We start from the raw sequence: 12,961 nt of genomic DNA, 5'->3' as shown, positions 1-12,961 counted from the left end.
ACTAGCCGAGGTCGTCGTCGGTGCGAGCGCCGAACACGATCTCGTCCCAGCTGGGCATCGAGGCGCGCCCGCGTTTGGGCGTCGTGCGTCCGTGGTTGGTGCGTTCCTGCGCCCGGGCAGCCTGATTTGCCCAGGCATTTCCGGTGGGTTCCGGCGTGGTGGCCGGCGCCGCACTGGACTCGTCGGTGACCGCAGAATCGGTCGGCGCCGCGCGGCGCGGTCGGAGCGAGGCTGACGTCTGGGCAGCCGGCGGCACGGTGTTCTGTGCGGGGTGCTGTACCGAAGCGGATGCCGTCGGCTTGGCTGCCGCCCCGTTCGACGCTGCCTCGCGTTCCCCGCGACGACGACGCAGGGATTCCAGGAGGTCAGCGGTTTCGCTCATGTTAGCGGCCGGCTCGGCGGCGCGTTTGATCGCCGCTTTCGACACGGCATCGTCGCGGATAGCGCCGCGGGAGTAGGGAACGGCTTCGAGGTTCGGGCTCGTGTCGCCCAGAATTTCGTCGGCGAGCGATTCCTTGAAATTGAAGGCGTTGCTGTCGAAACGCGACACATCGGCGGCGCTCGTCTCCGAGCCGACCGCGCGCAGGCGCGGAATCAGTGAGCCTTTGAGTTCTCCCTGCTGCGACAGCGCGATTGCCTCGCTGCCGATCGGGGACAGCGAGTTCTTCTTCGGCTCGAAACCCCAACGGGCATCATGGTCGATCTCGTCGGCGGTGAACGACAGCTTCACGATCCAGCCGCCGCCGGGCTCTTTCCAGCTCGCCCACCGCTCACCGGTGGCACCGAGTGAGGCGAGGCGTTCCCGAATGACGCTGCCGAAGTTGACGTTCTCGTCGACCGGGTCGGGGTCGATGGCGGTGTGCACCGGAACGCTCAGGGCCGAGGAGACGATGTACTCCCGCTCGGCCACGACCGGGCCTTCGAAGCGGCGCACGTACTCGAGGGATGCGCCGGTGACGGCGGCGACGTCCTCGGCGGACATTCCGGAGCGAATATGCGCCTGCACCTCCCGGGGAGACAACTTGGGTGCGTTCGTGCGTTCCGTCTGGGTTTGGCGAAGCCGGGACTGCAGAACCTCGTCGATGGCGATGCGATACCGGTCGCCATCTTCGGACGCTGCGAGCAGCGCTCCGTTCTCAACCCCAATAACCTTCAATTCCTGCATGAAGACAAGCCCTCTCGCGATTACCGTTGGCTGCAAGACTGCCACGGGTTGGTGCCTATTCGCGGGAATACGCCGGGCGTGCCGCAAGTTGTTTCTTCGTGTCCGAATAAAAAGTTGGCGGACGGTTTGCTATTCCGTCCGGATTGTTGGAAACTGTGCCCGCCGATTTCGTTTATCGGCGTAACTGAAATGGATGGGCATGGCAACCGATTACGACGCACCCCGAAAGACTGAAGACGACTCCGAGTCGATCGAGGCCCTCAAGGAACGCGTGCCAGACAAGATGTCCGGCAGCGTTGATGTCGACGACTCCGACAACCCCGGTGGATTCGATCTTCCGGGCGCCGACCTGTCCGACCTGGACCTCGATGTCGTCGTTCTGCCCGCGCAGGCCGACGAGTTCACCTGCGTGAATTGCTTCCTGGTGAAGCACCGCTCGCAGATGGGCCACGAAACCAAGCTCGGAACCGTCTGCCTGGAGTGCGACTCCTAGATCAGTTCGATCAGCTCGACAGCACCACCCGAACTACCCCACGTTGGCCGTTCGCGATTCATTGATCGCGGCGGCCAACTCTGTTGGGTGCCGGCTGGAAATGATCCAGTACGGTGCCGGGTCGGTCGCGTCCACGATGGGCACGCGCACGACAGGGTCGACCCAGCCACGGATCAGCAGCCAGGCTCGGGCATCCAGCCGGGGCCCACGCTCCTGGGTGGCTTCGGACTTCTCGAAGGCCGTCGCTTCGCCGAGCAGTCTGGTGGAGATCGTGGCGGGCCCGGCGATCAATTCGCCGTTCTGCACGCGCACGACCGGCGCCGCCAGCACGAGAAGCAGCACGCAGCCGCCGTATAAAACAACGGCCGTGACAATGCCGGCAAACAGGGAGATGGGGACGAGCACAAGAATGCTCGCTGGAATCACCAGAGCGGTGACGATGAAGGCCCAGGCGTTGGGCCACAGTTTTTCGCGGTAATCAGGCATGGCTCTATTCGATCAGATATCTGCACTACCCTCGACACGTGGCAGAAAGCGTCGAAGTCCTGATCCAGGCATCCATCCTCCCGAACTACGCACACCCCGGTGATGCCGGGGCCGATCTGCACGCGGCCGAGGGCGTTGTGCTCGCCCCGGGAACCCGTGCACTTGTCGGAACCGGCGTGTCGATCGCCCTGCCCGACGGTTTTGCGGCGTTCGTCGTTCCCCGCAGCGGGCTCGCCGTCAAGCACGGCATCACCATTGTGAATGCCCCCGGAACAGTGGATGCCGGCTACCGCGGTGAAATCAAGGTGGCCCTGCTCAACACCGATTTGACCGAACCGTTCACGATCAATGTCGGCGATCGCATCGCCCAACTGCTCGTCATGCCCGTCGCCCGGGCAACGTTCATCGCCGTGGAGAAGCTGCCGGGCAGCCAACGCGGCGAGGGCGGTTTCGGCTCGACCGGCGTTCGCGCCGCTGAAGTAGACGCCGCTGAAGTAGACGCCACTGAACTAGACAGTGCACCAGCGCCCGGCCGAACGGCCCCGCAGACAGGAGACAGCCAGTGAGCGACCTCACGAACCCGGGGGAGATCCCCGCCAGCATGCCGAAGTCGGCTCCCGACGACCGCGAGACCGACGGCCCGTTCGACGAGTCGGAGGCCAACCCGGTACGCCCCTATGTCGACCTCGGCGGAATCAAGATCCTCCCGCGTGAAGGTCTGCACCTTCGCCTCGAAATTGAAGAGGGCAGCAAGCGGGTCGTGGCGATCGGTCTCGACTTCGCCGGTTCGACCCTGCAGGTGCAGCCGTTCGCGGCGCCGCGTTCGAGCGGCCTGTGGCACGAGATCCGCGACCAGATCGCCGACCAGATCGGCAAGCAGGGCGGCACGACGACTCCCCGCGAAGGACCGTTCGGCCCCGAACTCGTCGCTGAGATTCCCGTCGCGGCCGGTCAGGAAGCCGGCGGCGTCACCCGACTCGCCCGCTTCATCGGGGTCGACGGTCCGCGCTGGTTCCTGCGCGGCGTCATTGCCGGCGAGGGCGCGATCGACCCGGACGCCGCAGCGCAGATCGAAGATCTGTTCCGCAGCATCGTCGTCGTGCGCGGATCCACCCCGATGCCGCCGCGCGACCTGATTCCGCTGCGTATGCCGGCCACTCCGGCCGGCGCCACCGAGACCACATCGGTTTAACCAGGCAGTCTGACAAGGCGATGAGCGACCAGGATCGGCCAGAGCAGCCGCACGAGTCCGACGAACCCACAGCGATGCCGCCCGCACCCCCGGTGCCGCCGACACCGTCTGCACTCTTCGCCGACTCGATGGCCGGAGCGGCCCGTCGCGCCGGGTTCGGTGCCGCAACCGAGGGGGAGCCGATCAGCGGCCACGCGCTGCTGAAGGCGATGGGCGGCATCCGCGGTCTGGTCGAGGCTGTGCTGCCCGGCCTGGTCTTTCTGGTCACCTACTCGCTCACGATCGACCCGTCCACCGACGTGACGAGTGACCCGATCGGCACACTGCTGCCGTCGCTCGTCGCCCCGCTCGTGATCGGCGTCATCTTCGTGGTGCTGCGCGCCGTCACCCGGCAGACCACGACCCCGGCCCTCGGCGGGCTCGTCGGCACCGCGATCAGCGTTGCCCTCGCCCTGTTCTCCGGAAAGCCCTCTGATTTCTTTCTGGTGGGACTGTGGACCAACGCCGGTTACGGCGCCGCCCTGTTGATCTCCGTGCTCGTGCGCTGGCCCCTCATCGGCGTGGCCGTCGGCTTTCTCATGGGTGACGGCGTGGCCTGGCGCCTCGATGCCAGCAAGCGCCGCGTGCTCACCATCCTGACGCTGTGCTGGACCGGCCTATTTCTTGGCCGCCTCGCCGTGCAGCTGCCGCTCTACCTCGCCGACAACGTCGAACTTCTCGCGTCGATGAAGCTGCTCATGGGCATCCCGCTTTACGCGCCGCTGCTCGTGGTCTCCTGGCTCATGGTGCGGTCCGTCTATCGCACAGCGGAGACATCCGACGCGGTCTGAATTGCGGCCCGCCGGTGCGCGGTCGCCTGCTAGAGTTATCTCGACGTCAAGATAGTTGTTCGGTGAGAATTCACCGACGCAACTCGATGGAAAAAGGCAGCCCCCGGCATCCGCTGGTTAGGCTTGCCTTGCTGGCACGAGGCTGTGCCTGCCACAAGAATTGAGGATTGCCGCCGGTCTCCCGTCGGCTCCCACAACGGAGAGGGCATTGTGTCGGAATCAACAAATACCGCGGTAAATAGCTTCGGAGCCAAGGACACCCTGCGCGTCGGTTCGACGGACTATGAGGTCTTTCGTCTGGACGCGGTCGACGGCTACGAGAAGCTGCCGTACAGCCTGAAGGTGCTGCTGGAGAACCTCCTCCGCACCGAGGACGGCGCCAACATCACCGCCGAGCACATTCGTGCCCTCGGCGCGTGGGTCCCCACCGCGGAGCCCGACACCGAGATCCAGTACACGCCGGCTCGCGTCGTCATGCAGGATTTCACCGGTGTTCCCTGCATCGTCGACCTCGCCACCATGCGCGAAGCCCTCGTCGAACTCGGCGGCGACGCCAAGAAGATCAACCCGCTCGCTCCGACCGAAATGGTCATCGACCACTCCGTCGTCGCCGACCTGTTCGGCACGACCGACTCGTTCGAGCGCAACGTGGAGATCGAGTACGAGCGCAACGGTGAGCGGTACCAGTTCCTCCGCTGGGGCCAGACCGCGTTCGACGACTTCAAGGTCGTGCCCCCGGGAACCGGAATCGTTCACCAGGTCAACATCGAGTACCTCGCCCGCGTCACCATGACCCGCGAAGTAGGCGGCGTTCTGCAGGCCTACCCCGACACCTGCGTCGGCACCGACTCGCACACCACGATGGTCAACGGCCTCGGCGTACTCGGCTGGGGCGTCGGCGGAATCGAAGCCGAAGCTGCGATGCTCGGCCAGTCGGTGTCCATGCTCATCCCCAAGGTTGTCGGCTTCAAGCTTTCCGGCATCATCCCGGCCGGCGTCACCGCAACGGATGTCGTGCTCACCATCACGCAGATGCTCCGTAAGCACGGTGTCGTTGGTAAGTTCGTCGAGTTCTACGGTTCGGGCGTCGCCTCCGTGCCGCTCGCCAACCGCGCCACCATCGGCAACATGAGCCCCGAGTTCGGCTCGACGGCCGCCATGTTCCCGATCGACGACGTCACCCTCGGCTACCTGCGCCTCACCGGCCGCAGCGATGAGCAGGTCGCGCTCGTCGAGGCCTACTCAAAGCTGCAGGGCCTCTGGCACAACCCCGACCAGGAGCCGATCTTCAGCGAGTACCTCGAGCTCGACCTGTCCACGGTTGTTCCCTCGATCGCCGGACCGAAGCGCCCGCAGGACCGCATCATCCTCTCCGAGGCCAAGACCCAGTTCGAACGCGACCTGGACAACTACGCCAACGCGCCCGTGTCGCTCGTCGACGCCGCAATAGAGGGCACCTTCCCCGCCTCCGATCCGATCGGCCTCACCCCGCAGGACGAAGAGACCGCCCACAACCGCGCGTACGAAGCCGGACTGGCCCGGCACACCAGCCACCCCACGGTGTCGCACCCGCAGCCGACCGACGTTATCCTCGCCGACGGCCGTGAATTCACGATCGACAACGGTTCCGTTGCGATCGCGGCCATCACCTCCTGCACCAACACGTCGAACCCGTCGGTCATGCTCGCGGCCGGCCTGCTGGCCCGTAACGCAAGCCTCAAGGGCCTCAAGAGCAAGCCGTGGGTCAAGACCACGCTCGCTCCCGGTTCCAAGGTGGTTACCGAGTACTACGCGAAGGCCGGCCTGAACGGCTACCTCGAAGACCTCGGCTTCTACCTCGTCGGCTACGGCTGCACCACCTGCATCGGCAACTCGGGTCCGCTCGAAGACGAAATCTCTTCTGCCGTGCAGGAGAACGACCTCGCAGTCACCGCCGTGCTCTCCGGTAACCGCAACTTCGAGGGACGTATCAACCCCGATGTGAAAATGAACTACCTGGCCAGCCCGCCGCTCGTCATCGCCTACGCCCTTGCCGGCACGATGAACTTCGACTTCGACACCGACTCGCTCGGCAAAGACTCCGAAGGCAACGACGTGTTTCTCAAGGACATCTGGCCCGACGCCGCCGAGGTTCAGAAGACCATCGATGAGTCGATCGACTCGAACATGTTCGAAACCCAGTACGCCGGCGTCTTCGATGGTGACGAGCGCTGGCAGTCACTCGAAACGCCCGTCGGCGACACCTTCGCCTGGGACGCCGAGTCCACCTATGTGCGCAAGCCCCCGTACTTCGACGGCATGAGCTTGGAAACCAGCCCGGTTGTCGACATCGATGGTGCCCGCGTGCTCGCCAAGCTCGGCGACTCCGTCACCACCGACCACATCAGCCCGGCCGGTTCGATCAAGGCTGACGGTCCCGCCGGCCGCTACCTGGCCGAGCACGGTATCGCACGTGGCGACTACAACTCCTACGGCTCGCGTCGTGGCAACCACGAGGTCATGATTCGCGGAACGTTCGCGAACATCCGCCTGCGCAACCAGCTCCTCGACAATGTCGAGGGTGGATTCACCCGCGACTTCAGCGTCGCCGGAGGGCCGCAGGCTGACATCTACGATGCCAGCCAGAACTACCAGGCCGCCGGAACTCCGCTCGTCATCTTCGGCGGCAAGGAGTACGGTTCGGGTTCCAGTCGGGACTGGGCAGCCAAGGGTACGAGTCTTCTCGGCGTCAAGGCCGTCATCGTGGAGAGCTTCGAGCGTATTCACCGCTCGAACCTCATCGGCATGGGCGTCGTGCCCCTGCAGTTCCCGGTGGGTCAGAGCGCCGACTCGCTCGGCCTTGATGGCACCGAGATCGTATCGATCTCCGGCATCACCGAGCTGAACAACGGCACGACCCCGAAGACCGTGCACGTGACCTGCGTTCCGAGTGAATTCTCGGTCGCCGGCAAGGCACCGGTCGAGTTCGACGCCATTGTGCGCATCGACACCCCGGGCGAGGCTGAGTACTACCGCAACGGCGGCATCCTGCAGTACGTTCTGCGCTCGCTCGTCTGAGTTGACTAGAGCGCAGTCGACTAGAGCGCACTAAGCGCTCTGCCAGTACGACGCCGGCGCGTAGACTCGATTCATTCGGGTCTACGCGCCGGTCTGGTTTGATGGGTACAGCCTCGCTTTGCACAACGTGAAAGGTATTGACGGATGATCCTTCTGGAGACGATTCACGGTCCACGGGACCTCGATGGTCTCTCGAAAGAGCAGCTGCCGCAGTTGGCCGCCGAGATTCGCTCCTTTCTGGTGCGAGAGATCTCCAAGACCGGCGGGCACCTGGGGCCCAATCTCGGCGTTGTCGAGCTGACCATCGCAATCCACCGGGTTTTCCACTCTCCAACCGATGCGATCGTCTTTGACACCGGTCACCAGTCCTACGTGCACAAGCTGCTTACCGGGCGCCAGGAATTCAGTAAACTCCGCCAGTTCGACGGGCTCGCCGGTTACCCGCAACGCTCGGAGTCCGAGCATGACATCGTCGAAAGTTCGCACGCCTCGAGTTCGTTGTCCTGGGCGGACGGCATTTCCCGTGCCTTCGAGATGACCGGCCAGGACGACCGGCACGTTGTCGCCGTCGTCGGCGACGGAGCGCTGACCGGGGGAATGACCTGGGAAGCGCTCAACAACATCAGCGATGACAATACGCGCAAGCTCATCATCGTGGTCAACGACAACGGGCGATCTTACGCTCCCACCATCGGCGGCATGGCCCGTTTTCTCAACACCATCCGTACTCGGGCCAGCTACCGCGACGCCTACCTCACCAGCAAGGACGTCTTCGACCGGCTTGGCGCCCCGGGCCGGGCGGTCTGGCGTGGCGTGCGCGGCGGGATGCACGGCTTCCTCGCCCGGGTCACCAACAACGAGGCCCTGTACTCCAACCTCGACATTAAATACATCGGCCCCATCGACGGTCACGATGTGCACGCGATGGAGGAGGCCCTCGCCCAGGCCAAGGGCTACGGCGCGCCCGTCATCGTGCATGCCATCACCCAGAAGGGCAAGGGCTACGACCCAGCCGTGCAGGACACGGCCGACCAGTTCCATGCGGTTGGTCAGATCGACCCCGAAACGGGCGAATCCGTCGAACAGCCGGGCGCGGCATCCTGGACGTCGGTCTTCGCCGACGAACTGCTGCAACAGGCGATTAAAAACGAACGCATTGTGGCCATCACCGCCGCTATGCTGCGGCCGACCGGGCTGCACAAGATGGCCGAGCGTTTCCCGTCCCGCGTGCACGACGTGGGAATCGCCGAACAACACGCGGTAACCAGCGCGGCCGGCCTCGCCTTCGGTGGCCTGCACCCGGTCGTGGCGCTCTATGCGACCTTCATCAACCGGGCGTTCGATCAGGTGCTCATGGACGTTGCCCTGCACAAGGCCGGCGTCACCTTCGTGCTCGACCGTGCCGGAGTCACCGGGCCCGACGGACCGAGCCACCACGGCATGTGGGACCTCGCCATTTTGCAGGTCGTACCGAACATTCGGCTGGCCGCGCCGCGCGACTCCGTGCGCCTGCGCGAGGAACTGGCCGAGGCGGTCGTCGTCGATGACGGGCCGACCGTGCTGCGTTTCCCCAAGGGCAGCGTCGGGCTGGAGTTCGAGGCGATTCGTCGCCTCGCCGACGGTGTCGACGTGCTTCAGGAAGCCACCCAGGCCGACGTCCTCATCGTCACCGTCGGCCCGATGGCCGCGATGGGCCTCGACGTTGCCGACCGACTGGCCGCGCAGGGAATCGGCGCCACGGTCGTCGACCCGCGCTGGGTCGTTCCCGTGCCGCGCAGCATCGTCACCCTCGCGGCCGCGCACCGCATCGTCGTCACGATCGAAGACGGCATCCGGGTCGGCGGTATCGGCACCCGCATCCGTCAGGACCTGCGTGAGGCCGGCGTTGACACGGCCGTGACCGAACTCGGTCTGCCTGACCAGTTCCTCGATCACGGCACTCGCGCCCAGATTCTCGAGCGGGTCGGCCTGACTCCGCAACGCATCGCCCGCGATGTCGTTGCTATGGTGCTCGGCAGCAAGATTCCGAACGCCCGCCCGCTGCCCGCCGACCACACCGACACCGGTGCCATCCGGGTAACCCGCCGAGATTAGCCCCGCCCGCCGCCCGAACACGGACGGGGCCCAGGCCCCGTCCGTGGGCCCAGCTTATAAACTGGGCCCACGGTCATAAGGTGGGCCCGTCAGGCAGACTGGGCCAGGTCGTGCAGACCGGGCTCGGGCCCGGAAAGCGGGCCCATGATCAATCCTGGGCCCGCTTTTGCGAAGGCGGGCCCGGTCCGCAGACCGGGCCGGGTTCTCGCTAGTTGCGAGCGGATGCCGCCCCGACCGCAGCACCGACGCCGCGGATCGGCGGGGTGTGGAACGTACCGCCGAACACCCGTTCGCTCGCACCGACCCGGTCAAGGTAGGGGGTGATCCCGCCCATCTGGAACGGCCACCCGGCGCCGAGGATCATACACAGGTCGATGTCCTCGGCCGCGTGCACAACGTCATCGTCGAGCATCCGCTTGATCTCGTCGGCCAGGCCGTCTTCGACCCGCTGCAGAATCTGCTCGGCCGTCATGGGCTCACGGCCGCCGGCGACGATCGTCAGCGCGCCCTTATCGAAACCGGTGCGGCGACCCTTGCCGTCGCGCTCAAGAATCTTGCCATGTTCGGCGAGCTTGTGCAGATTGTCGCTCTCGAAGAACCGGTCGGGGAACGCAGCGTGGTGCGTGTCGAGCACGTGAGCCCCCACGGTGAGGCCGACCAGCTCGAGCAGTTCGAACGGGGTCATCGGCAGCCCGAAGGGCGCCACAGCGGCTTCCACCACCTCGAACGGTGTTCCGGTATCAACGGCATGCATGGCTTCACCGAGCAACTTGGCCAGGATCCGGTTGACCACGAAGCCGGAAGTGTCTCGGGTGATCACCGCGTTCTTCCGCAGCTTGCCGGCGATGACCATCGCCGTCGCGAGGGTGACCTCGTCCGTTTGCGGGGTGTTGACCACCTCGATGAGCGGCATGACCGCGACCGGGTTGAAGAAATGAAACCCGACCAGGCGTTCCGGATGCGCCAGCTTCGACCCGATCTGCTCGACCGAGAGCGACGACGTGTTCGTGGCCAGAATCGCTTCCGGCGACACGAACTTCTCGATCTCAGCGAACACGGACTGCTTCACGCCGAGCTCTTCGAAGACGGCTTCGATCACCCAGTCGGCGTCGGAGAACAACGACTTGTCGGTGGTGCCGGTGACCAGGACGCGCAGCCGGTTGGCTTCGTCGGCGGAGATCCGATTCTTGCTCTGCAGCGTTGCGATCTCGTCGTGGATATAGGCGACGCCCTTGTCGACGCGGGCCTGGTCGAGGTCGGTGATGACCACCGGTACCTTGAGGCGTCGCACGAACAGCAGCGCGAACTGGCTGGCCATGAGACCCGCGCCGATCACGCCGACCTTGGTGATCGGGCGGGCGAGCTTCTTGTCGGGCGCTCCCGCCGGCCGTTTGGCTCGCTTCTGCACGAGGTTGAAGGCATATATGCTTGCCTGCAGCTGGTCGCCGGCAATGAGGCCGGCCAGCGCCTCATCCTCGCGCTGGAACCCCTCGGCTCGGGTGCCGCTCTTGGCTGCCTGCAGCAGGTCGAGTGCCACGTAGGGTGACTTCGCGACCTCGCCGATGCGGTTCACGAGCATCTTGCGGGCAATACCGACGGCGACGTCCCACTTGACGAGACGCTCGATCTTGCCGGGCGCGTTCGGGCGGGACACCTTTGTCGTGCCCGCAATGACACCGTCGGCCCAATTGATGGAGTCTTCGAGGAACCGCGCCGAGGTAAACATAACGTCCGCGATGCCGAGGTCGAGGGCATCCGCTCCGCTGAGGGTGCGGTTGTTCTTGAGTGGGTTTTCAATGATGACCTTGAGGGCGTTTTCGATGCCGATCAGGTTGGGCAGCAGATAGGCGCCGCCCCAGCCCGGAATCAGACCGAGGAACACTTCGGGCAGGGCGATCGCGGGCACGGCCGCGTCGATGGTGCGGTAGTTGGCATTCAGGCCGATCTCCAGGCCGCCACCGAGCGCGAGCCCGTTGATGAAGACGAACGACGGCACCCCGAGCGTGTCGAGCTTGCCGAGCGCGTGGTGGCCGAGCTGGCTGAGCAGTTTTCCAGCCTCGAGGGAGGGGATCTCGGCGACCTTGCTGAGATCCGCACCGGCGGCGAGGATGAACGGTTTGCCGGTGATGGCGACCCCGTGGATCTCGCCGCGCCCGGCCCGCGCGGTCAGTTCGTCCAGGGTGGCGGCGAATTCCAGCAGGGTGACGGGGCCGAGGGTGTTCGGCCGGGTGTGGTCACGCCCGTTGTCGAGGGTGACCAGGGCCAGGGTTCGGCCCGCACTCAGCGGTACGTCGCGCACGAAGGAATGCGTGACAACCTCGTCCGCCGAGATGGTGACGAGCGAGGAGAAGTCCAGGGAACTGTAGTCGGTCATCGCTTGGCTGCCTTCTTGTTGAAGTGCGGGTTTTCCCAGATCACGGTGCCGCCCTGGCCGAGGCCGATGCACATCGCGGTGAGGCCGTAGCGCACCTCGGGGTGCGACTCGAACTGGTGGGCAAGCTGATTCATCAGACGAACACCCGATGAGGCGAGCGGATGCCCCAGCGCGATAGCGCCGCCGTATTCGTTGACGCGGGGGTCTTCATCATCGATGCCGAAGTGGTCGAGAAAGGAGATGACCTGCACGGCGAAAGCCTCGTTGAGCTCGAACAGGCCGATGTCGGTGATCGACAGACCGGCCTTGCGCAGGGCTTTCTCCGTGGAGGGGACCGGGCCGAGGCCCATGACCTCCGGTTCGACGCCGGCGAACGCGAAGTTCGTCATGGTCATCTTCACGCCGAGGCCGAGTTCCTTGGCCGTGGCGGCGCTGGCCAGCAGGCACGCGGACGCGCCGTCGTTGAGGCCGGAGGCGTTGCCGGCCGTGACGCGGCCGTGCGAACGGAAGGGGGTGCGCAGCGTAGCGAGGCCCTCCATGGTGGTTTCCGGGCGAGGTGCTTCATCACGGGTGGCCAGGCCCCAGCCGGATTCGCTGCGCGTGGCAACGGGAATCAGGTCGGGCTGGATGTTGCCCGCCGAGTAGGCTGCAGCGACCTTCTGCTGGCTGCGCAGCGCGAATCGGTCGGAGCGTTCCTTCGTGTACGACGGAAACCGGTCGTGAATACGTTCGGCCGTGGCGCCCATGTTGAGCGCGTCTTCGCTCACGAGCTTCTCGGACAGGAACCGCGGGTTCGGGTCGGCGCCGAAGCCCATCGGGTGGCGTCCCATGTGCTCGACGCCGCCGGCGATAGCCAGGTCGTACGCACCGAAACCGATCGAGGACCCCATCATGGTGACGGCGGTCATCGCCCCGGCGCACATGCGGTCGATCGCAAACCCGGGCACCGACTTGGGCAGACCGGCCAGTAGCGCCGCCGTGCGACCGAGCGTCAAGCCCTGGTCCCCGGTCTGGGTTGTGGCGGCAATCGCGACATCGTCGATGCGTTCCGGCGGCACGCCCGGGTTACGTTCCATCAGCCCGATGATCGCCTTGACCACGAGGTCATCGGCTCGGGTGTTCCAGTACATGCCTTTTTCGCCGGCGCGTCCGAACGGGGTTCGAACCCCGTCCACAAAAACGACTTCTGCTCTCTCGGCCACAATGCCTCCAGTACGTGTTGGATCAGATCCGAATCGATCTGTTAGTTCTGATCCGATCCTAGGGCGAC

General features: G+C 65.3%; 10 protein-coding genes. 6 read left to right on the top strand and 4 right to left on the bottom strand.

Features of this window, described 5'->3' with window-relative positions:
- Position 1: 1 nt before the first annotated feature.
- Entirely contained in the window at positions 2-1,165 is a 1,164-nt protein-coding gene (gene sepH, locus E3O25_RS02015; RefSeq protein ID WP_134360314.1) for a septation protein SepH, read from the bottom strand.
- Between the two features lie 199 nt (positions 1,166-1,364).
- Between sepH and E3O25_RS02010 the strand changes: the two genes are divergently transcribed.
- Entirely contained in the window at positions 1,365-1,658 is a 294-nt protein-coding gene (locus E3O25_RS02010; RefSeq protein ID WP_092112645.1) for a DUF4193 domain-containing protein, read from the top strand.
- 33 nt (positions 1,659-1,691) lie between these two features.
- On the opposite strand, the gene E3O25_RS02005 is transcribed toward E3O25_RS02010, so the two are convergent.
- Complete coding sequence (locus E3O25_RS02005; RefSeq protein ID WP_092112618.1) at positions 1,692-2,144, bottom strand: DUF3093 domain-containing protein; 453 nt, start codon at positions 2,142-2,144, stop codon at positions 1,692-1,694.
- 38 nt (positions 2,145-2,182) lie between these two features.
- Here E3O25_RS02005 and dut point away from each other — a divergent pair, with 38 nt between their 5' ends.
- The 5 genes from dut to dxs all read left to right on the top strand — a co-directional run bounded on the left by dut (position 2,183) and on the right by dxs (position 9,317).
- Positions 2,183-2,710, top strand: a complete 528-nt coding sequence (dut, locus tag E3O25_RS02000) for a dUTP diphosphatase (protein WP_092112616.1) — start codon at positions 2,183-2,185, stop codon at positions 2,708-2,710.
- 35 nt (positions 2,711-2,745) lie between these two features.
- Positions 2,746-3,336 (top strand): DUF3710 domain-containing protein, encoded by a 591-nt coding sequence (locus tag E3O25_RS01995; RefSeq protein ID WP_092112644.1) that lies wholly within the window; start codon positions 2,746-2,748, stop codon positions 3,334-3,336.
- A gap of 20 nt (positions 3,337-3,356) precedes the next feature.
- A complete protein-coding gene (locus E3O25_RS01990; protein ID WP_134360313.1) occupies positions 3,357-4,166 on the top strand; it encodes a DUF3159 domain-containing protein in 810 nt (269 codons plus the stop codon).
- 210 nt (positions 4,167-4,376) lie between these two features.
- Positions 4,377-7,223, top strand: coding sequence for an aconitate hydratase (locus E3O25_RS01985; protein ID WP_134360312.1), 2,847 nt, complete (start codon positions 4,377-4,379; stop codon positions 7,221-7,223).
- A gap of 144 nt (positions 7,224-7,367) precedes the next feature.
- The gene (gene dxs, locus E3O25_RS01980) at positions 7,368-9,317 is read left to right on the top strand and encodes a 1-deoxy-D-xylulose-5-phosphate synthase (protein WP_092112610.1); all 1,950 of its coding nucleotides are present in this window, start codon (positions 7,368-7,370) and stop codon (positions 9,315-9,317) included.
- A gap of 208 nt (positions 9,318-9,525) precedes the next feature.
- Here dxs and E3O25_RS01975 read toward each other — a convergent pair whose 3' ends face one another.
- Entirely contained in the window at positions 9,526-11,691 is a 2,166-nt protein-coding gene (locus E3O25_RS01975; RefSeq protein WP_134360311.1) for a 3-hydroxyacyl-CoA dehydrogenase NAD-binding domain-containing protein, read from the bottom strand.
- Complete coding sequence (locus tag E3O25_RS01970; RefSeq protein WP_092107662.1) at positions 11,688-12,893, bottom strand: thiolase family protein; 1,206 nt, start codon at positions 12,891-12,893, stop codon at positions 11,688-11,690. Before E3O25_RS01970 ends, E3O25_RS01975 begins: the two co-directional genes overlap by 4 nt.
- Between the last annotated feature and the right edge of the window lie 68 nt (positions 12,894-12,961).

The organism is Cryobacterium sp. TMT1-3 (genome assembly GCF_004402315.1).
Lineage (GTDB): Bacteria > Actinomycetota > Actinomycetes > Actinomycetales > Microbacteriaceae > Cryobacterium > Cryobacterium luteum.
This window is presented reverse-complemented; position numbering and strand designations above follow the sequence as displayed.

Excerpts from the sequence above, each read along its gene's own strand:
- E3O25_RS01975 (WP_134360311.1), bottom strand. The coding sequence starts at position 11,691 with ATGACCGACTACAGTTCCCTGGACTTCTCCTCGCTCGTCACCATCTCG.
- E3O25_RS01995 (WP_092112644.1), top strand. The coding sequence starts at position 2,746 with ATGCCGAAGTCGGCTCCCGACGACCGCGAGACCGACGGCCCGTTCGAC.
- sepH (WP_134360314.1), bottom strand. The coding sequence starts at position 1,165 with ATGCAGGAATTGAAGGTTATTGGGGTTGAGAACGGAGCGCTGCTCGCA.
- E3O25_RS02010 (WP_092112645.1), top strand. The coding sequence starts at position 1,365 with ATGGCAACCGATTACGACGCACCCCGAAAGACTGAAGACGACTCCGAG.
- E3O25_RS01990 (WP_134360313.1), top strand. The coding sequence starts at position 3,357 with ATGAGCGACCAGGATCGGCCAGAGCAGCCGCACGAGTCCGACGAACCC.
- dxs (WP_092112610.1), top strand. The coding sequence starts at position 7,368 with ATGATCCTTCTGGAGACGATTCACGGTCCACGGGACCTCGATGGTCTC.
- E3O25_RS02005 (WP_092112618.1), bottom strand. The coding sequence starts at position 2,144 with ATGCCTGATTACCGCGAAAAACTGTGGCCCAACGCCTGGGCCTTCATC.